The following is a 19,364-nucleotide window of genomic DNA, read 5'->3' as shown; positions in this document are numbered from 1 at the left end:
TGTCAGTCGACATCGATGTTGAATGACACGACGCCTTCGCGGGCAAGCCTCGCTCCTACAGGGGCGGGTGTTTCAGACAGGCACAAAAAAGCCCGACTCAATGGTCGGGCTTTTTCATTCCTGAAGCTGTGCTTATTTAGCACGGCCTTTGTAGGAACCGCCTTCGCGGGTATCGATCTCGATCATGTCGCCGATTTCGATGAAGTCGGCAACCGACAGCTCGGTACCGTTCTTCAGTTTGGCAGGCTTCATCACCTTGCCGGAAGTGTCACCGCGAGCGGAACCTTCGGTGTAGTCAACCTGACGCACGATAGTGGTCGGCAGTTCTACGGAAACCAGACGCTCTTCGAAGAAGATCGCTTCGCAAACATCGGTCATGCCTTCTTCAACGAAAGGCAGAACGGCTTCGATGTCTTCAGCGTTCAGCTCGTACATGGTGTAGTCAGTGGTGTCCATGAACGTGTAGGTGTCGCCGCTGATGAAGGACAGGGTCGCTTCTTTGCGGTCGAGGATTACGTCGTCCAGTTTGTCGTCAGCGCTGTAAACGATCTCGGTCTTGTAACCGGTCAGCAGGTTTTTCAGCTTGGTCTTCATGATCGCGCTGTTACGACCGGATTTGGTGAATTCAGCTTTCTGAACCAGCCAAGGATCGTTTTCGAGACGGATCACGGTACCGGGTTTCAGTTCTTTACCAGTTTTCATTGCGAATATCCGAATTTGGATGGGATTTACAAAAATCTAGGCCGCGTATCATATCCAATTTACATAAAACTGTACCAGCGCCGCGGCAAGATCGGCCTGCAAGGCCTGTTCCAGACACCACGCCTCGGCGTGTTTTTGCAGCTCGGGCCAGTGTTTACGGGTCGCAAGCCAGTGGTCGGACATATCATGACCCGCATTCCACGCACGCCAAAGACCGCTGATCGCCTCGCCGGCAGGCTCGGACAGGCCTTTCGTGTACAGCGTCAGGAAGGCGTCGAGCTTGTCCAGGTGGATGTCTTCGTCCTGCTGATAGATGTGCCAGAGCAGCGGCCGCCCTGCCCATTGCGCGCGGACAAAGGAATCTTCACCGCGCACGGCGTTGAAATCGCAACACCAGAGTACGTGATCGTATTGATCCTGTCGGACGAACGGCAGGATTTGTACGGTCAATTGATCTCGCACATGCAGCGCACCGGCGGCCAATCCGTCGACGCCCAGCCAACGTGCGACATCCCCGAGAATCCGGCCTTCGGGCACCAACAGATGCGTGGGTGTCGAATCGACGGCCATCACGTCCAGCCAACTGGCCAAGCCGCTATTTTCGTAGGCAAATAGCGAGATCAGTTGGGCATTGGGCGCGCGATCAATCCCAAGGCCTTGCAGGAATGCTCGCTGCGCCTCGGGGTCTTGCTGAAACTGCCTGCGACGTTCAAGCAATCCGCTTTCACGCAGCAAGCCGCCCGTGCCTTTCTGAAACCCCGGAAAGAAGAAGTACTTCTGCACATTCTTGTACTTCACCGACGGCAACCCGTGACAACCGATCACCCAGTCTTCGGCGCTCAGGTAGTCGAGGTTCATCCACAGCGGCGGCTTTTCCCGCGAAGCCATGGCGTCCATGTAAGGGCCCGGCAACTGGCAGGCGAACGCGGCGATCACCACATCAGCGGCTTCAGCGGGTTGCCATTCGGTGGGCCACTGACGCACCTCCACACCCTGCTGCCATTGCTGCGTGGCGCTGATGTCGATTTCAGGACAGATACGTTCAAAGGCCCGCAGGTCATCGACCCACAACCGCACCGCCACGGCATGCTCGGCCACCAACTGTCGGGCCAGGCGCCAGGTCACGCCGATGTCGCCAAAGTTGTCGACCACGGTGCAAAAAATATCCCAGCGCCAGCGGTTTTTCACTTGAGGCATTTCAGGCATTCCAGGCTCCCGTTGGCAAAGGCGCCGATTGTCCGCATAAATTACCTCACGCAGAAGAGCCGACGGCGATTAATCTTCGTGCGACAATCGCCATTCGCCCGCGACCACCCGCCAGGAGGCAGCCATGCCCTACCGTCCCGCCCCGCGCCGCCCGTTGCCGATTCAGCTCAATGCGCTGCAATTGACCGGCAGCATTGCCCTCGGTCTGTGGCTTGGATTCCTCGCAATTGCGCTGACCTGCTGGCTCGCCTCGCGCCTGCTGTTCAGCGAGCAACTCGCGCCGGTCGCAGCCGCTGTAGAGCAACTGGCCAAGCCGCCAGTGGTAGTGCAGCCGGTGCCGGACATCCCGGCGCAAAGCCCGCTGTTCGAACAGTACGAAGAGAACCTGCGCAAGAACGAGCAGCAGCAACGCATGGATCAGGCCCGCAGCAGCGGTCGCAACCTGTCCAATCCGAAATGCCAGTTCTGGCTGCAACAGGACCAGACCGCGCCGAGCGAAAAAAGCCGCGCCAATGTCCTGCAATTCTGCGACTGATCATGAATAAGCAAACCGTCCACCAACTGATTCTCGACAAGCTGCGGATTGATCTCGACATCGCCGAACGTGCCGCGCAAACCGCTTACGAAACCGCGACCCACGAAGAAAACATCGCCGAAAACAAGTACGACACGTTGGGGTTGGAAGCGTCTTATCTGGCGGCCGGACAGGCCAGGCGTGTCGAAGAAATCAGACAGTCACTCGTGCTTTGCCAAAACCTGACCTTGCGCCCGTATGACCCACAACGCGGGATCGAAGTGGGCGCCCTGCTCGGCCTGGAAGACGAAAAGGGTCGTGAGCAGTGGCTGTTTCTGGCGCCTGACGCAGCGGGTCTGAAAGTCGATATGGTCGGACAGATGATCACCGTCATCACCCCTCGCTCACCGCTGGGTAAAAGCTTGCTGGGCAAGTTCGAAGGGGACGAGGTAGAGATTCTGGTGGCGGGCGCTCGGCAACAGTCTGCTGTTACCGAGGTGATTTAAAAGGGATCAGTGGACCGGCAGTTCGACGCCGTCGAACAGCTCTTCCAACTCCTGCTTGTTGTGGCACTGAATGGCCTTGGCCATGACTTCGCGGGTCAGGTGCGGCGCGAACTTCTCGATGAAGTCGCACATGAAACCACGCAGGAAGGTGCCACGACGGAAACCGATTTTAGTGATGCTGGATTCGAACAGGTCGCTGGCATCGAGCATGACCAGATCGCTGTCGAGTTTGGCATCGACTGCCATTTTTGCCACGATGCCCACGCCCAGGCCCAGACGAACATAAGTCTTGATCACGTCGGCGTCGGCCGCGGTGAACACCACTTTCGGCGTCAGGCCGCGATGGCTGAAGGCTTCATCGAGTTTCGAACGGCCGGTAAAACCGAACACGTAAGTCACGATCGGGTATTCGGCCAAGGCTTCGAGAGTCAGCTTGGACACCTTGGTCAGCGGGTGGCCCTGAGGCACGACCACGCAGCGGTTCCAGCGGTAGCACGGCATCATCACCAGGTCGCCGAATAGCTCCAGGGCTTCGGTGGCAATGGCGAAATCCACGGTGCCGTCAGCGGCCATTTCAGCGATTTGCATCGGCGAACCCTGGTGCATGTGCAGGGCAACGTCCGGGTACTGCTTGATGAAATTGCTGATCACCGGCGGCAAGGCATAACGTGCCTGAGTGTGCGTAGTGGCGATCGACAGGGTGCCTTTCTTCTCGTTGGAGAATTCCTGGGCGATCTGCTTGATGCTTTCAACCTTGCGCAGGATCTCGCCGGCGGTGGTGATGATGCGCTCGCCGGCTGGGGTGACGCGGGTCAGGTGCTTGCCGCTGCGGGCAAAAACCTCGACGCCCAGTTCGTCTTCCAGCAGACGGATCTGCTTGCTGATGCCCGGTTGCGAGGTGTAAAGGCTTTGGGCCGTAGCGGAAACGTTGAGGTCGTGGTGCGCCACTTCCCAGATGTAGCGCAGTTGTTGAAGCTTCATATGAATCCCTCAAAGCAAGGTAGACGCCACGGGCATCAGCGACGATATATAACTATATTAATGGTTCGAAGAATAAATCTAGAACTTTTTTGTCAAATTGCCACTATCTGTTGTTCTAGCGATCCCCTTGGCGGCGACGTTCAACCAGCGGCACCAGGTAAACCGGCACCCGAGACAGTTGCAACACCCGCGCAGCGGTCCGGCCCAGGGGTGTTTCCGCACCTGCACCATGGCTATGACTACCTACGATCAACAAATCCACGGAGAGTTTCTGCGCCTGGTCGAGAATCACCTGTGACGGGTCACCCTGCAGCACCCGCACCGCTTTGATCCGCTCCAGATCCTGCTCCCCTTCATCCCCCAACTCCTCTCGAAAGCTGTCGAGCACCCGCTGCTCGATATTGGCGATCACCGTATTCAAGCCCTGACTGTGAAACTCGTTCAAGGCCTGCTCATCGAGGTAACTCTGCAGCACTGATTCGGCAAACAACCCCATGGGTTCAACGGCGTGCACCACATACAAATCAGCATTGAATGTCCGCGCCAGCGCCAAGGCATGCTGCATCACCAACGGTGCGTACAGCCCGAGGTCCGTGGCATACAGCATCGAATGAATCATATGACCTCCTCGCGTGCCAACATGGCGGAGATTTGATTCAGCTTAGCAGTGCCTTGGCGAGTGCGACGTGCGGCGTAACGTGTTGAACGGAGGGCTTAAACTTTTTGCTCGTTGCTGATGCCGTGGGGCACGTGGCCGGTGGCGACCACTTCGCGGGCCAGTTCACAATGGCCGGCCTGGTCGTCGAAAAACACATCGGCGGCGAACGCTTCGAGAAACGCCGACTTGGTCAGCCCACCAAGAAACAGCGACTCGTCCAGACGAATGTCCCACTCGCGCAAGGTACGAATCACCCGCTCATGGGCTGGCGCCGACCGCGCCGTCACCAGGGCGGTGCGGATCGGACAGGCGTCATCGGGAAACTCGCGTTGCAACAGATTGAGGGCGGCGAGGAAGCCTTTGAACGGACCTCCGCGCAAAGGCTCGCGGGCCGATTCGCGTTCGCTGGCCTGGAACGCTTCCAGGCCGCCGGACTGATAGATCCGCTCGGACTCGTCGGAAAACAGCACGGCATCACCGTCGAAGGCGATGCGCAACTCATCGCTGGCTGCACGGCTGGCACCGCCCGACAGAATGGTTGCTGCAGCGAATCCGGCATCCAGCGCGCTGCGCACGTCTTCGGCGTGGGTGGAGAGAAACAGGTCGCAGCCAAAGGCCTTGAGGTACGGATAAGGACTGCGCCCGCCAACGAACGCCGCGCGGGAAATCGCCAGGCCATAATGATTAATCGAGTTGAATACGCGCAGGCCGGTGTCGGCGCTGTTGCGCGATACCAGAATCACCTCGACCCGGGCCCGACCGAGGCTGGCGTTCAGATTGAGCAGTTTCTCCACCAACGGAAACGCATCTCCGGGCGCGAGGATTTCGTCTTCGTGCTCGATCTGATATTGCCGGTAGGCTTCGACGCCGCTCGACTCATAAACCTTGTGGCTTTCGTCCAGGTCGAATAGCGCTCGCGACGAGATCGCCAGCACCAGTTTGTCGTCGATAGTCTTTGCCATGCCCTTCCCCCTCAGGTTGATCGACTTACGTGTTGCGTCGATCGATAAAACTCAAGCCGCGATACAAGGCCTCGATTCGCGGCAATTCGCAACCCGCCGCCTTGGCCGCCGCCAGAGGTCGCGCGTAAATTGCCTGCAGTTCCAGCGGTCGTTTGTGCAGAAAATCGTGGTACATGCTTGGCCAATAGTCGGGCATTTTCTCGGTCACCTTGAACAAATGCTCGGCATACCCGGCCGGTATGTCGTGACCGCAAGCGATTGCCCCCTGAACCACTTCGGCCATCAGCGCCTGGATCAGTTCCCGGCTGTCGACATCGGCCATCAACGGCGTGGTGCTGGCCCCAAGCAGAACCGACAGGCCGTTGTAAGGGATATTCCAGACCAGCTTTTGCCAGCGTGCCTGGTGCAGATTCGGCATGGCCTGAGAGTCGATGCCGGCCGCGCGGAACAGTCCGGCGCCCTCCTCGACAATCGTCATTCGCGCCTGCTCATCGGCTGCGGGACCGCTGTGGTAGCCAACGTTCACCGCGCCGAGCGCTTGATGGGTTACGACGCCAGGCCCTTCGCGATGGACGCAGATAAAACACAGCCCGCCGAGCAGGTGCAGGGAATCGGGAAGTAACTCACGCAAGCTGTCTTCGACGTCCAGGCCATTTTGCAACAGCAGGACGTTGGCATTCGGCGCGGCGGCCTGGATGATGGCGGGCGCGAGGTCCGTGTTGCTGGTGGTTTTTGCGCCGACCAGCAACCAGTCACAAGCGGGCATGTCCTCAGCAGACGAATAGGCCTGGACCGGGTTCAGCGTCAATGCGCCATGCACCGCACTGTCAACGTGCAGCCCGCGTTCGGCGACCGCTGCAAACTCACTGCGCAACAAGAAGTGCACATCGAACCCGGCACGCGCCAGCATCACCCCGTAGAACCCGCCGATCGCGCCGGTTCCGATAATCCCGATTGTCGGTTTGGCAACTGCCCCCATCATGGCAACTCCTCTGCATGTCGACTGAGCGCCTGGCGCACGGCTTCATTGAGCCCGGTGCTGGTCAGGCGCGACTGTACTGCCCCGAAAAACTCGCCGTCGCGCACTACAAACAGCGCCGGCAAATGAAAAACCTGATAACGCTCGACCAGCCCGCCATTGTCTCCGGCATCGATCCAGCACAGCCGGTCGATCGCCAGATCGAGTCCTGGCAATTGCTCGCGGGCAAAACGGCAACTGGCGCAGCCGACACTGGTGAAAATCACCAGCGACACACCGCTCATCGCCAGCAGCCGTTGGTCGGCGTCGAAATCAGTCAGTTGCAATTCGACCACTATACTGGGGGAAACAATGTCAAATGGCCGACACAGGGAGTTTGTGTTCATGGGACGTTTTTTACCTCACCCTGACGATGTGCCCGTCGAGTTAACGTTGCTCACGCATGAGTGCATTTCGCGGCAACGGCTGCACACTATCAGCCTCGGCGGCATGGCTTGCAATTACCACCGCGCCTGGCGCCACGGTACGGCGCTGGAAGTGCGCATGCCAACGTTGAATCCCGATTTGCGCTATCTGGGTTATGTGGCCTGGTGCCTGCGACGCAAACGCGGTTACCTGGTGGGCATTGCCTTCGTCGACGAACAGATGCTGTTCAGTGCGCGAATGGGCGAGCAGGTTTGCCAGATCGAACGTTATTGCCGCCTGCGTGACGCACACGATGACCTGCAGGATATTCAGGCCCTGGCCCTCGACTGGGTCCAGCAGCATGCCGACGAGTTCTCTCACGACACGGTTCGCAAGGCATTTGCACAGCCTGCGCTGGGTTAGGCAACGCTCTCAATTAGTGAGAATGCCCCTAAAACCAGCGTCTGCCCATTGTCGAGCAGGCGCGTAACGCGCTAAGGTTCGGCTCCCCGACGCGCTTAATTTGCTGTGCTCCGCCGCGCGGGTTCGCTGGCGGCCGGCACCCGTGACCTGACGAGTAAACGATGGCTGATTTACCGATCAACGACCTAAACGTCGCTTCCAACGAGACCCTGATCACTCCCGATCAGCTAAAGCGTGACATCCCTCTGAGCGACGCTGCCCTGCGCACTGTCACCAAGGGCCGTGAAGTCATTCGCAATATTCTTGATGGTACCGACCACCGCCTGTTTGTTGTCATCGGGCCTTGCTCGATCCACGACATCAAGGCTGCCCACGAATACGCCGAGCGCCTGAAGGCGCTTGCGGCTGAAGTGTCCGATACCCTGTATCTGGTCATGCGCGTGTATTTCGAGAAGCCACGCACCACCGTCGGCTGGAAAGGCTTGATCAACGACCCGTACCTGGACGACTCGTTCAAGATTCAGGACGGTCTGCACATCGGTCGTCAATTGTTGCTGGACCTGGCCGAAATGGGCCTGCCGACCGCAACTGAAGCCCTCGACCCGATCTCCCCGCAATATTTGCAGGACCTGATCAGCTGGTCGGCCATCGGCGCGCGCACCACCGAATCCCAGACTCACCGTGAAATGGCCTCCGGCCTGTCCTCGGCAGTCGGCTTCAAGAACGGCACCGACGGCGGCCTGACGGTCGCTATCAACGCCCTGCAATCAGTTTCCAGCCCTCACCGCTTCCTGGGTATCAACCAGGAAGGTGGCGTGTCGATCGTCACCACCAAGGGCAACGCCTACGGCCACGTGGTCCTGCGCGGTGGCAACGGCAAGCCGAACTATGATTCGGTCAGCGTCGCGCTCTGCGAGCAAGCGTTGAACAAGGCGAAGATCAAGCCGAACATCATGGTCGATTGCAGCCACGCCAACTCCAACAAGGACCCGGCCCTGCAACCGCTGGTGATGGAGAACGTCGCCAACCAGATCCTCGAAGGCAACCAGTCAATCATCGGCCTGATGGTCGAAAGTCATCTGAACTGGGGCTGCCAGGCCATCCCGAAAGACCTCGCCGACCTGCAATACGGCGTGTCGATCACTGATGCCTGCATCGATTGGTCCGCTACCGAAAATACCTTGCGCAGCATGCACGCCAAGCTCAAGGATGTGCTGCCCAAACGCGCTCGCACCTGATCACGTTTCGCCGCACACAAAAACGCCGGGCTAAACCCGGCGTTTTTTTGTGTTCGTATTTTAAGGTTACTGGCTCAGCTTGGCGGCATGCCGCTGGTGACGCTCCATGTAGCGCTCGACGTAAGAGCACGATGGAATGACGGTGTAACCCATTTCCTCAGCGTACTCCAACGCCTTCTCGGTCAAGGCTGCCGCAATGCCGCGACCACGCAGCGCGTTGGGCACAAAGGTGCGATAGATATCCAGGGTCTGTTTCCCCAGATCCATATAGGTCAGGTAGGCACGATGACCGTCCACACTGGTCTCGAACTGATGACCAGCCTGGTCATGGTGGATGGACAACGCCTCGCTCATCACTACTCCTCGCGGGTCTTGAATTCTGACCCCTACCTTACCGATGTTTTTCCGGCGAAGGAACATCTACGCCACCTCGTGCCTGAATGGACACCGAGAAGAGCGGCACCGATCTCGCACAACCGAGCACGTATCAAATAGTAGGCACCATTGGCAGAAATGCTCAAGGTACGCTCGTCATCGCGCTCAGTGGCGGGTGCTGCTCCGGGTGACGCAGGGACGGCTCGACCGGAGATATCTGCGGGTCGATAGCCTGAACATTGCCGGATGTTGAGACTTAAGACGAACGCGCGCTCTTAAAGTCACCATCAAGATGGATAAAGATTATGAGAGCCACGGCGCAAAATCCGAACAAAAGTATGGACGAATCCATATAGACAGACTTTAGCCAAGAATGAGAAAAACAGCGGTGAGTGCACGGAACTTTTTTAGGCGGCTCGCTCATCTCGGGCCTCCTGGCTGGATATTTTTTAAACAACGCAGTTAAAAGTTGCTCGAAAAAGAATCAACGCCTACAATTTTTTTTGCTTCTTGCTACACGTCAGTTTACTTACTAGAAGTAATGGGTAGTATGTACGCCGGCTATTTCCTCACTCTGAGGAGACAGCTACTTAATAGAAAGTCCTTGAAGGGGAACACGATGAACAACGTTCTGAAATTCTCTGCTCTGGCTCTGGCCGCAGTTCTGGCTACCGGTTGCAGCAGCGTATCGAAAGAAACCGAAGCACGTCTGACTGCTACTGAAGACGCAGCAGCTCGCTCCCAGGCTCGTGCAGACGAAGCTTACCGTAAAGCTGATGAAGCTCTGGCTGCTGCTCAAAAAGCACAACAGACTGCTGACGAAGCTAACGAGCGTGCTCTGCGCATGCTGGACAAAGCTAGCCGCAAGTAATAATCCTTCGGGGTTGTTATCAAGCCGACCCATTTTTGGGTCGGCTTTTTTTTGCCCGGTGTTTCCTGCCGGCCATAAAAAACCCGCCGACGCGGCCTGCGTCGGCGGGTTCTTTTCAAGCCTTACTGCAGCGGATCGATCGGCGCACTCGTCACCATCGACGTAGAAGCGTTCGGCACTGCGATTTCAACCGGCAAGCCATCTTCAGCGGCAACCACGTCACGCACCACATCCCAATTCATGCGCAGGTTGTTGGTGATGTCCTCGCGCTTGAGCATCGCGTTGATCACCGCGGTGTGCTTGTCGACCACCGACGGGTTGCCGTTGTCGTCCAGCGGGGTGTGCGCTTCCAGATACACCTTGCCCCCACTGACGCCAAACTTGTAAGGGTCGTTGATGATGCGCACCGACGTCCCGACCGGCACCATGCCCGCCATTTCGAGCACGTTGTTGTTGAACATGCGGAAGCAGCCGTGGCTGGTGCGCATGCCGATGCCGAACTTCTTGTTAGACCCGTGGATCAGGTAGCCCGGCGTGCCCAAGGTGAATTTGAACGGCCCCAGTGGATTGTCCGGGCCTGCCGGCACGACGTTCGGCAGCGGATCGCCATCAGCGGCGTGCTCGGCCTTGATCGACGCTGGAGGGGTCCAGGTCGGATTCGGCGTCTTGGCGATGATGCTGGTATGGGCAATCGGCGAGCCCCAGCCTTCACGGCCGATACCCAGCGGGAAGGTGTACACCACGTTCCGGCCTTTCGGGAAGTAGTAGAGGCGGTACTCGGCCAGGTTGATGACGATGCCTTCGCGCGGACCCGGTGGCAGGATGAAACGCGTCGGCAGGACGATCTCGGTGCCAGCGCCCGGCAACCATGCATCGACGCCAGGGTTGGCCGCGACCATTTCCGAATAGCCCAGATCGTAAGTGGTGCCGAGGTCGGCGAAGGTGTCTTCGTACTTGGCCTTGATCACTTGTACCTGACCGATGATGTCTTCACCGGGCGGTGGCAGGGGCAGCTCCAATGCGGCTACGGGGCCCGCCACACAGAGGGCGGCAAGAGACAGGCAGCGGGTGACGGCAGGAAAACGCGGCAACATCCGGAAAATCCTTCGCATGATCGACAAGGGTATAAAAACGCGATTGTACACTGGCATCTGGAAAATCGGGGAGTTGACCGATAGCAAGCAATCTATCGGTTTCTAAAGCTCGAAACGCAGTTCCGGCCAGATCGGCGAGGTGCCGCGCTTCTGCGATTCGAGAATGGCCCGGCACAGCGAACACAGGCGCTGGTCCTGGAACACCCGGCGGTCGACACTCGACCAGCGCGGTTGCGCGGGCAGCAGACTGCCGCACAAGGTTCGATCGGCCGAGCCGCCCAGCTCCAGCTGACGGGTCACCAGATGCACCCGCACTTCCTGGCAGGCGAACAGATCCAGCTGTTCGTCAGGCTCGATCAGTTGGTAGGCAAAAAGGGACCAGGCAGGACGCGGCATCGGGGGCTCCAAATCGGGGGCGCCACCTTAGCCGAAACACCGCCGCTAGAAAAGCGTCAAAGCAGCGGTTTCAGTGTCGGCCAGACATTTTCCAGCAACTTGTCCTGAGCGCCCGCTGCCGGGTGCAATCCGTCGGCCTGCATCAAGTCCGGATGACCACCCACGCCGTCGAGAAAAAACGGTACCAGCGGGATGTTTTTCTCTTCGGCCAGTGCGCTGTAGACCTTCGCAAAAGCCTCGGTATAACGAACTCCGTAGTTGGGTGGCAACTGCATGCCGAGCAAAAGCACCTTGGCGCCACTGTCTCTGGAGCTGTCGATCATCGACGCAAGGTTTTGTTGCAAATTAGCTGGGGGCATTCCGCGCAGGCCATCGTTGCCGCCCAATTCGAGGATCACCAGCTCAGGCTTATGCTCTGCAAGCAGCGCAGGCAGACGCGCCTGGCCTCCGGCACTGGTGTCGCCGCTGATGGAGGCATTGACCACCTTATCGTCGAAACCTTCGCGCTTGAGCCGTTGCTCAAGCAGCGACACCCACCCCAAGCGGGTATCCAGGCCGAAACCGGCGCTGATACTATCGCCAACGATCAGGACAGTACCCGCCGCTGCGTTCTGGGCCATGCACATCAAGGCCAGGCCAGCACTCAAAAACCACACACGCATCGGATTCTCCATGGGCGCAAGCATTCTCACCGCGAAGAACCTCAGCAAAGTGGTTCCCAGCGCGGAAGGTGAACTGACTATCCTGCACGAACTCAGCCTGGAACTGAACAAGGGCGACAGCCTGGCCATCGTTGGCGCCTCCGGTTCCGGCAAATCCACTCTCCTGGGCCTGCTCGCCGGCCTCGATCTGCCGAGCAGCGGTGAAGTCACCCTCGCCGGCCAGGGCCTGAGTAATCTCGATGAAGACCAGCGGGCGCGCATTCGGGCCGAGCATGTGGGTTTTGTGTTTCAGTCGTTTCAACTGCTGGACAGCCTGAACGCACTGGAAAACGTCATGCTGCCGCTGGAGCTCGACGGCCGCAAAGATGCCCGCGAACGTGCCACTCAATTGCTCCAGCGCGTTGGCCTGGGCCAGCGTCTGACCCACTCACCCCGCCAGCTCTCCGGCGGCGAGCAGCAGCGCGTTGCGATTGCCCGTGCGTTTGCCGCAGAACCCGATGTGCTGTTCGCCGATGAGCCCACCGGTAACCTCGACAGCCACACCGGCGAGCGCATCAGCGACTTGCTGTTCGAACTCAACCAGGAACGCGGCACGACCCTGGTGCTGGTGACCCACGACGAACGCCTGGCACATCGCTGCCGGCGCCTGATCCGCCTTGAAGCCGGCCTGCTGGTCGCCCCTCTGGAGCCTTGATGGCACGCCTGCCGCTGTTGCGCCTGTTCAGCCTTGCCATCCGCCAACTCCTGCGCGACGCCCGCGCCGGTGAGTTGCGCGTGTTGTTCTTCGCCCTGGTGGTTGCCGTGGCGGCGAGTACCGCCATCGGTTACTTCGGTGCCCGCCTGAACGGCGCCATGATGTTGCGCGCCACCGAATTTCTCGGCGCCGACCTGTTGCTTGAAGGCAGTTCTCCCGCGCGTCCGGAACAGATCAAAAGTGGCACGGAACTGGGACTCGAACACGCTCAAGTAGTGGAGTTCTCCAGTGTCATCGCCACCGACAACGGCATCCAGCTGTCCAGCATCAAGGCCGCCGACGACGTTTATCCGCTGCGCGGCGAACTGAAAAGCGCCCCGGCGCCCTTCGCCCCGGAAGAAGCCGGTGGCGGCCCCAAACCCGGCGAAGCCTGGGTCGAAGCGCGACTGCTGACCGCGCTCGACCTGAAGATCGGCGACAGCATCGATGTCGGTCTGCGCACTCTGAAACTGGCCCGCGTCCTGACTTACGAACCGGACCGTGCCGGCAATTTCTACAGCCTCACGCCACGGGTGCTGATCAACCTCAGCGACCTCGCCGCAACCGGCGTGGTGCAACCCGGCAGCCGGGTCAGTTACCGCGAACTCTGGCGCGGTAAAGCCGAGGCACTGGAAACCTACCGTCAACTGATCAAACCCGGCCTGGCTGCCAACCAGCGCATCCAGGATGCTCGCGACGGCAACCGACAGATCGGCGGTGCGCTGGGCAAGGCCGAGCGTTACCTGAACATGGCCAGCCTGGTGGCGGTTCTGCTGTCCGGCGTGGCGGTGGCGCTGTCGGCAACACGCTTCGCCACTCGCCGATTCGACGCCAGTGCCTTGCTGCGTTGCCTGGGTCTGTCGCGTCGGGAAACCATGGTGTTGTTCAGTTTGCAGCTGACGGTACTTGGCCTGCTCGCCAGCCTCGGCGGCGCGCTCCTCGGCTGGCTTGCACAGCTTGGATTGTTCGCGTTGCTGCATGATTTGTTGCCAACCGACGTACCTCCGGGCGGTCTGTTTCCTGCCATCGCCGGGATCGGCACCGGGCTGGTAGCCTTGGCCGGTTTTGCCCTGCCGCCACTGGCTGCACTCGGTCGAGTTCCGCCACTGCGGGTGCTGCGTCGAGACATGCTGCCGATTCCTTCCAGCACCTGGATGGTGTATGGCGCTGCGCTGGGCGCCCTCGGCCTGATCATGTGGCGCCTGAGCCTCGACCTGGTGCTGACCTTCGCCCTGCTCGGCGGCGGCGTGATCGCGGCGGTCATACTCGGCGGGTTGCTGTTGCTGCTACTCAAAAGCTTGCGTCGGATGCTGGCACGCGCTTCATTGCCCTGGCGCCTCGGGCTAGGCCAACTGCTGCGTCATCCGCTGGCGGCGGCCGGACAAGCCTTGGCCTTCGGTTTGATCCTGTTGTCCATGGCGCTGATCGCTTTGCTGCGTGGCGAGTTACTGGACACCTGGCAGAACCAGTTACCGAAAAACGCACCGAACTATTTCGCCCTGAACATCCTGCCCGCCGACAAACAGGCCTTCACCGATCGACTGATCGAGCTGTCAGCCCAATCGGCGCCGCTGTACCCGGTGGTGCCGGGACGACTGATCAGCATCAACGGCGAGCCGGTACAGGAAATCGTCAGCAAGGATTCGGCGGGTGACCGGGCTATCCAGCGCGACCTGAGCCTGACCTGGGCCGCGGACCTTCCGGCGGGCAACAAGCTCACAGCGGGCAACTGGTGGAGCGAACAGCCAGCCGATGACGTTCCTGGCGTGTCGGTGGAAGGCAAGGTCGCCGAAAGCCTGAAGCTCAAGCTTGGCGATCACATGGTTTTTACCGTCGGCGGAGCCAATCGCGAAGCGAAAGTCACCAGTCTGCGGGAGATCAACTGGGACAACTTCCAGCCGAACTTTTTCATGATCTTCCAGCCTGGCACGTTGAAGGATTTGCCGGCGACCTACCTGACCAGTTTCTATCTGGCGGCGGGTCACGACCAGCAGATTGTCGACCTGTCCAGGGCCTTCCCGGCGGTCACCATCCTGCAAGTCGAAGCCTTGCTGGAGCAGCTGCGCAGCATCCTCGCTCAAGTCACCTTGGCCGTGGAATACGTGCTGCTGTTTGTATTGGCGGCGGGGATGGCGGTGTTGTTCTCGGGCTTGCAGGCGACCCTCGATGAGCGCATTCGCCAAGGCGCGCTGCTGCGAGCACTGGGGGCCGAACGGCAATTGCTGGTCAAGGCGCGGCGGATCGAGTTCGGTTTGCTCGGCGCGGTCAGTGGCCTGTTGGCGGCGTTGGGGTCAGAACTGGTGAGCCTGGTGCTTTATCGCTACGCCTTCGACCTGCCGTGGCATCCACATCCGTGGCTGTTGGTGTTGCCGTTGATTGGCGCAGTGTTGATCGGCGGCGCCGGTGTATTCGGTACCCGTCGCGCGCTGAACGCCAGCCCCCTGACAGTGTTGCGCGAGGGTTGATAGACTCAAGACTCTCCCCTCACAAGAAGTTGCCATGAGCCGTTATCGCCCTCCCCGCCCCGCAGGCACCGCGCTGATCACCCCGGAAGGTGAAGCGCGGATGCGGGCCGAGTTTCATGAGCTCTGGCATGTCCGTCGGCCTCAGGTGACGCAATCGGTCAGCGAGGCAGCGGCACAGGGCGATCGTTCGGAAAACGCCGAGTACACCTACGGCAAAAAGATGCTGCGCGAAATCGACAGTCGCGTGCGCTTTCTCACTAAGCGTCTCGAAGCACTGAAGGTTGTCAGCGAGAAGCCAAGCGACCCGAACAAGGTCTACTTCGGCGCCTGGGTCACCATCGAAGATGAAGACGGCAAAGAGTCACGCTATCGTATTGTCGGGCCGGATGAGCTGGACTTGAAACTGGGCCTGATCAGCATCGACTCGCCGCTCGCCCGCGCGTTGATCGGCAAGGCGCTGGACGCCGAGGTTCGGGTCCAGACACCCACCGGTGAACAGTGCGTGTATATCGTGGCGATCGAGTATCTCTAAAGCTTCAGCGGCGCGTGATCAAACCTTGCCGGGCAACCCGGGTCAGCTGCCTGATCACCTCTGGCGCCTCTTCGACGCTGGGCGATTGAATCACCGCCAGATCAAAACTGTCGCTGGCAAACCGCGCCAGTGATTCACCGTCTTCGACAAACTGGATCAGGAACGCTGCAGGGCCGCCGGTACGACGTGGCCAGCCATCGAGATAACGCAGGAGCGTCGGCTGATGTTTTCCGCCAAGCAGGATTTTGGGGTTGCGCTGGGTGAGGTGTGCCGTGATCGGCGCGGGGCGTACAACGGGGCTTAGTGCATTCATTGGGTCGTGTCTCTGCCTCAAAAGTCTGCATGGCAGGTGAGAGGCAACACCGAACCAGCGCTTTAGCGGTATTTCGAAGCCTGTTACTAGCTTCTATCGGCAACTGGATGAGTTACCTGGCGCCCCGCAAGTAGCTGTTTAAATCGGCGCATGAGCAGCATCCTAGAGAAGCTGACCGGACAGTGTCAAGAATGACGCGCAACAAAAAGGCCCGCGCAATGCGGGCCTTTTCGTTGAGCCAGAGCGGTCAGTCAGCGATCGCGCGGTCTACCGACAGTTTGCCGGCACCCTCGATCAGTACCGCGATGCTGCCGCCGAGCAAGGCCAGGGCGAATTCATAACCGTTGTTGGTCATGAACAGGCCGTGGCTGATGTGCACGGTAAAAATGGCGACCAGCGAAAGGATGGTCAGCCCCAATGCTGCCGGACGTACCAGCAGACCTATGATCAGGGCCAGACCGCCGAAGAACTCGGTACCACCGGACAAGATCGCCATCAGGTGACCCGGTGCCAGACCCAGACTTTCCATGTACTGCGCGGTGCCGGCTATGCCGTAGCCACCGAACATGCCGAAGAGTTTCTGCGCACCGTGAGCAGCAAAGATGATGCCGACGAAGATTCGCAGAACGGTCAAGCCGTAGCCAGCGCGGGTAAACAGTACCTTGTTGATCAGTGTGCTCATGCTGTGTCATCCATAGTGATTGTGTGTTGGTTGGCCGCCATACTAATCGATAAAACAAATGTTAAAAGCGCATTATTTGCGACATAACAATCAGTTTAGCCGATCATTTCCGTGAGGCAACTTTCTGCCCCTGGGGCTCCAACGATTCCCTCTCACGATCGAACGCCAGGTAATACTTGTTCACGCTATTAACATAGCTGACGGCACCCATTCCCACCTGCTCCATTGCAATGCGCTCGACCTGGAAGAACCACTGATTGGGATTCAGGCCTCGGCGCCGGGCTTCGGCGCGCATGCCCTGCACCCGTTCCGGCCCCATGTTGTAAGCCGCCAGCACAAACGCCATGCGCTCGCGCTCGTTGAGTTTGGGGCTTGCGAAGAACTTGCGTCGGATCATCGCCAGGTACTTGGCCCCGGCCTGCACATTGGCGTCGAGGTTCTGAATGTTGTTGACCCCGACGCGCTGGGCGGCGGACGGAGTGATCTGCATCAGGCCGGTGGGGCCGCTGCCGCTTCGGGCGTTGGGTTGCAGGGCAGACTCCTTAAACGCCAGTGCAGCCAGGTTCAGCCAGTCCATGCCCTGGGCATCTGCGTGCTTTTGCAGCACCGGGCGAAGTTTTTCCAGGCGCTGCCGATCAGCCTTGGCCAATGGATAGTGCACTTGATACAGACGTCGATAGATGCGCAGGAACGCCGCATCCTGGTCCGACGGCTTCTTGTAGGTCGTCAGGAAGCGATCGATGCTCGCGCGCAGCATCGAAGCGTCGCGTCGCACGAACCAGAACTCTTCACCCGGATCGCTGATCGACACCTGCTTATCGAGACGTAGTTTGGGCAGGATCTTGCCCCAGCGCTCGGCAATCGGCTGCTCGACGATGGTCAGGTGAAAGATCCCGCCCTGGACCATTTCCAGAACGTCTTCGACCGCCAGACTGGGGTCGACCCATTCGATTTTCATCGGTGCCAGTTTGTGCAGCGCCAGCTTTGAATTGATCTGACTGACCGCATCCCCGGCCGCGCTGCCGGTGGGCAGCGCCAGGGTCTTACCCGAGAGTTGTTCGACGCGGGTGTAACGGCGCTCACCCTTGATGCCCACCAGCACCAACGGGATGTTGCTGGCAATCGGCTCACTGCTGCTGACCGCATGGCCCGGTTGCAAATCGAGCAGTTCCCCCGGCGCCACCAGGTCGCCCTCCCCGCGCTGCAAGGCACCGAGCAGTTGGTCCTTGCCTTTGGGAATGATCTTGAGGGTTATTTCCTGCCCGTCACGGGCGTGACCGTTGAGGTATTGCTCGAAGGCGCGCAGGCGGTGGTATTCGACGCCGATGGTCTGGCCCTGGACTTCACCGGAACTGTTGCGGCTCTGGTTGACCAGCACCCGCAGCACACGACTGCTGCGAATCTCCGCTAGGTCACGGACCTTGGCCGCCGGCACGGCTTGCAGCGGGCCGGCCAGACGCGCGACCGCCGGCATCGGCAGCAGCAACGAACAGCACAGCAGTAGCAACATCGAGGGACGTGTCATCCACTCTCCGGAAAGAATACTGGGCCGACCTCATGAATTTTCATGAAAATCGAACGACAGAAACAGAGCGCCTTGAGCGCTGACAAAGTGCAAAAGACTGGCACAGTGATGGCACCCCGGCCACCCCTGCGTGTCTCGCGGCATCAAGAGACAGCCTTAACTCGTTGTAGTTCTTGGCTTTTCTTATAAATCTACAGCTCTGATATGCTTTCCGGCCTTTGGTCCGAGGTAGCACCATGCAACTCATCGATATCGGCGTCAACCTGACCAACCCCAGTTTTGCGGATAAGCACCAGGCCGTACTCGATCGCGCGTATGCCGCGGGGGTCTGCCAATTGGTCCTGACCGGCACCAGTGTCGAAGGCAGCGAGCAGGCGCTGGAGCTGTGCCGGCAACTGGACGAAACGGCCCAGCGACTGTTCGCCACCGCAGGCATTCACCCTCATTCGGCCAGCGACTGGAACGCCGACAGCGACCAGCGCCTGCGCAGTTTGCTCAAGGAACCCAACGTGGTAGCCGTGGGTGAATGCGGACTGGATTTCAATCGCGATTTCTCGCCGCGTCCCCAGCAGGAAAAAGTCCTCGAAGAGCACCTGGCGATGGCGGTGGAGCTGCAATTGCCGGTGTTCCTTCATGAGCGCGATGCCAGTCAGCGACTGCTGGAAATTCTCCGTGATTACCGCGATCAGCTGCCGGCGGCGGTGGTGCATTGCTTCACCGGGGAAAAGAAGGCGCTGTTCAGCTACCTCGATCTGGATTTGCACATCGGCATCACCGGCTGGATCTGCGACGAGCGCCGGGGCACGCATCTGCATCCGTTGGTGAAAGAGATCAAGCGCGGGCGCTTGATGCTGGAGAGCGATGCGCCGTATCTGTTGCCACGCAGCTTGCGACCCAAGCCGAAGAACGGTCGCAATGAACCGGCATATTTGACTGAAGTGCTGCGGGAAGTGGCGTTGCATCGGGGGGAAGCGGAAGAGGATCTGGCCGCCCACACCACCGCCTGCGCTCGCGCGTTCTACGGCCTGCCATCAATCCCCCGGTAACCACAAATCCCCCTGTAGGAGCGAGCCTGCTCGCGATGGCGTCGGCACATCCAACATTAATGTGACTGACAGGGCGCTATCGCGAGCAGGCTTGCT

23 protein-coding genes are annotated in these 19,364 nt (G+C 59.6%); 9 read left to right on the top strand and 14 right to left on the bottom strand.

What is annotated here, in order from left to right; translation table 11 throughout:
• Positions 1-132 precede the first annotated feature (132 nt).
• Positions 133-702, bottom strand: a complete 570-nt coding sequence (locus QMX98_RS21415) for an elongation factor P (RefSeq protein ID WP_007943632.1) — start codon at positions 700-702, stop codon at positions 133-135.
• A 48-nt stretch (positions 703-750) separates the two neighbouring features.
• Positions 751-1,908, bottom strand: coding sequence for an elongation factor P maturation arginine rhamnosyltransferase EarP (gene earP, locus QMX98_RS21410; protein WP_282411349.1), 1,158 nt, complete (start codon positions 1,906-1,908; stop codon positions 751-753).
• Between the two features lie 124 nt (positions 1,909-2,032).
• On the opposite strand from earP, the gene QMX98_RS21405 reads away from it, so the two are divergent.
• Both QMX98_RS21405 and QMX98_RS21400 read left to right on the top strand, forming a co-directional pair.
• Positions 2,033-2,443 carry a hypothetical protein gene (locus tag QMX98_RS21405; RefSeq protein WP_010461324.1) on the top strand — a complete coding sequence of 137 codons (411 nt, stop codon included), beginning with the start codon at positions 2,033-2,035 and terminating at the stop codon, positions 2,441-2,443.
• Between the two features lie 2 nt (positions 2,444-2,445).
• Positions 2,446-2,928, top strand: coding sequence for a transcription elongation factor GreAB (locus tag QMX98_RS21400; protein WP_282411348.1), 483 nt, complete (start codon positions 2,446-2,448; stop codon positions 2,926-2,928).
• Positions 2,929-2,934: 6 nt separating this feature from the next.
• On the opposite strand, the gene cysB is transcribed toward QMX98_RS21400, so the two are convergent.
• From cysB to QMX98_RS21375, 5 genes are all read right to left on the bottom strand, one after another.
• Positions 2,935-3,909: an HTH-type transcriptional regulator CysB gene (gene cysB / locus QMX98_RS21395; RefSeq protein ID WP_010461327.1), complete on the bottom strand. Its 975-nt coding sequence runs from the start codon at positions 3,907-3,909 to the stop codon at positions 2,935-2,937.
• Between the two features lie 115 nt (positions 3,910-4,024).
• Positions 4,025-4,528 (bottom strand): universal stress protein, encoded by a 504-nt coding sequence (locus QMX98_RS21390; protein WP_010461329.1) that lies wholly within the window; start codon positions 4,526-4,528, stop codon positions 4,025-4,027.
• A gap of 95 nt (positions 4,529-4,623) precedes the next feature.
• Positions 4,624-5,529: a 5'-nucleotidase gene (locus QMX98_RS21385; RefSeq protein WP_010461331.1), complete on the bottom strand. Its 906-nt coding sequence runs from the start codon at positions 5,527-5,529 to the stop codon at positions 4,624-4,626.
• Positions 5,530-5,554: 25 nt separating this feature from the next.
• Positions 5,555-6,511, bottom strand: a complete 957-nt coding sequence (locus tag QMX98_RS21380; protein WP_282411347.1) for a putative 2-dehydropantoate 2-reductase — start codon at positions 6,509-6,511, stop codon at positions 5,555-5,557.
• Positions 6,508-6,894 (bottom strand): thioredoxin family protein, encoded by a 387-nt coding sequence (locus QMX98_RS21375; RefSeq protein ID WP_042932242.1) that lies wholly within the window; start codon positions 6,892-6,894, stop codon positions 6,508-6,510. Before QMX98_RS21375 ends, QMX98_RS21380 begins: the two co-directional genes overlap by 4 nt.
• On the opposite strand from QMX98_RS21375, the gene QMX98_RS21370 reads away from it, so the two are divergent.
• Positions 6,893-7,336: a PilZ domain-containing protein gene (locus QMX98_RS21370; protein ID WP_282411346.1), complete on the top strand. Its 444-nt coding sequence runs from the start codon at positions 6,893-6,895 to the stop codon at positions 7,334-7,336. The two genes, QMX98_RS21375 and QMX98_RS21370, sit on opposite strands and share 2 nt — an antisense overlap.
• A gap of 161 nt (positions 7,337-7,497) precedes the next feature.
• A complete protein-coding gene (locus tag QMX98_RS21365) occupies positions 7,498-8,574 on the top strand; it encodes a 3-deoxy-7-phosphoheptulonate synthase (protein ID WP_010461339.1) in 1,077 nt (358 codons plus the stop codon).
• Positions 8,575-8,640: 66 nt separating this feature from the next.
• Here QMX98_RS21365 and QMX98_RS21360 read toward each other — a convergent pair whose 3' ends face one another.
• On the bottom strand, positions 8,641-8,928 hold the full coding sequence (locus QMX98_RS21360; RefSeq protein WP_010461341.1) for a GNAT family N-acetyltransferase: 288 nt from the start codon (positions 8,926-8,928) through the stop codon (positions 8,641-8,643).
• Positions 8,929-9,568: 640 nt separating this feature from the next.
• Between QMX98_RS21360 and oprI the strand changes: the two genes are divergently transcribed.
• Positions 9,569-9,820, top strand: coding sequence for an outer membrane lipoprotei OprI (gene oprI / locus QMX98_RS21355; RefSeq protein ID WP_002553018.1), 252 nt, complete (start codon positions 9,569-9,571; stop codon positions 9,818-9,820).
• A 122-nt stretch (positions 9,821-9,942) separates the two neighbouring features.
• Here the strand turns inward: oprI and QMX98_RS21350 are convergent, their stop codons facing one another.
• The 3 genes from QMX98_RS21350 to QMX98_RS21340 form a co-directional block, all read right to left on the bottom strand.
• Positions 9,943-10,914, bottom strand: a complete 972-nt coding sequence (locus QMX98_RS21350; RefSeq protein ID WP_010461344.1) for a L,D-transpeptidase family protein — start codon at positions 10,912-10,914, stop codon at positions 9,943-9,945.
• Between the two features lie 102 nt (positions 10,915-11,016).
• Positions 11,017-11,310 (bottom strand): hypothetical protein, encoded by a 294-nt coding sequence (locus QMX98_RS21345; RefSeq protein WP_003226812.1) that lies wholly within the window; start codon positions 11,308-11,310, stop codon positions 11,017-11,019.
• A gap of 56 nt (positions 11,311-11,366) precedes the next feature.
• Positions 11,367-11,972 carry an arylesterase gene (locus tag QMX98_RS21340; protein WP_010461351.1) on the bottom strand — a complete coding sequence of 202 codons (606 nt, stop codon included), beginning with the start codon at positions 11,970-11,972 and terminating at the stop codon, positions 11,367-11,369.
• Between the two features lie 10 nt (positions 11,973-11,982).
• On the opposite strand from QMX98_RS21340, the gene QMX98_RS21335 reads away from it, so the two are divergent.
• The 3 genes from QMX98_RS21335 to greB are packed head-to-tail and all read left to right on the top strand — an operon-like array spanning position 11,983 to position 15,702.
• Positions 11,983-12,666, top strand: a complete 684-nt coding sequence (locus tag QMX98_RS21335; protein ID WP_109633656.1) for an ABC transporter ATP-binding protein — start codon at positions 11,983-11,985, stop codon at positions 12,664-12,666.
• Complete coding sequence (locus QMX98_RS21330; protein WP_077747920.1) at positions 12,666-15,170, top strand: ABC transporter permease; 2,505 nt, start codon at positions 12,666-12,668, stop codon at positions 15,168-15,170. The genes QMX98_RS21335 and QMX98_RS21330 overlap by 1 nt, the downstream gene beginning before the upstream one ends.
• 34 nt (positions 15,171-15,204) lie before the next feature.
• Complete coding sequence (gene greB / locus QMX98_RS21325; protein WP_007943614.1) at positions 15,205-15,702, top strand: transcription elongation factor GreB; 498 nt, start codon at positions 15,205-15,207, stop codon at positions 15,700-15,702.
• Between the two features lie 4 nt (positions 15,703-15,706).
• On the opposite strand, the gene QMX98_RS21320 is transcribed toward greB, so the two are convergent.
• The 3 genes from QMX98_RS21320 to QMX98_RS21310 all read right to left on the bottom strand — a co-directional run bounded on the left by QMX98_RS21320 (position 15,707) and on the right by QMX98_RS21310 (position 18,222).
• Positions 15,707-16,015 carry a hypothetical protein gene (locus QMX98_RS21320; protein ID WP_010461613.1) on the bottom strand — a complete coding sequence of 103 codons (309 nt, stop codon included), beginning with the start codon at positions 16,013-16,015 and terminating at the stop codon, positions 15,707-15,709.
• Positions 16,016-16,262: 247 nt separating this feature from the next.
• Entirely contained in the window at positions 16,263-16,697 is a 435-nt protein-coding gene (locus QMX98_RS21315) for a DoxX family protein (RefSeq protein ID WP_077747921.1), read from the bottom strand.
• Positions 16,698-16,800: 103 nt separating this feature from the next.
• Complete coding sequence (locus tag QMX98_RS21310) at positions 16,801-18,222, bottom strand: transglycosylase SLT domain-containing protein (RefSeq protein WP_221108790.1); 1,422 nt, start codon at positions 18,220-18,222, stop codon at positions 16,801-16,803.
• Between the two features lie 236 nt (positions 18,223-18,458).
• Between QMX98_RS21310 and QMX98_RS21305 the strand changes: the two genes are divergently transcribed.
• On the top strand, positions 18,459-19,268 hold the full coding sequence (locus QMX98_RS21305) for a TatD family hydrolase (RefSeq protein ID WP_083374710.1): 810 nt from the start codon (positions 18,459-18,461) through the stop codon (positions 19,266-19,268).
• Positions 19,269-19,364: the final 96 nt, after the last annotated feature.

Origin of the sequence: Pseudomonas sp. PS02303, from assembly GCF_029959925.1 — a bacterium.
Classification (GTDB): domain Bacteria; phylum Pseudomonadota; class Gammaproteobacteria; order Pseudomonadales; family Pseudomonadaceae; genus Aquipseudomonas; species Aquipseudomonas mandelii.
The sequence above is the reverse complement of the archived record's forward strand: the minus strand, read 5'-3'. Positions and strand labels throughout refer to the sequence as shown.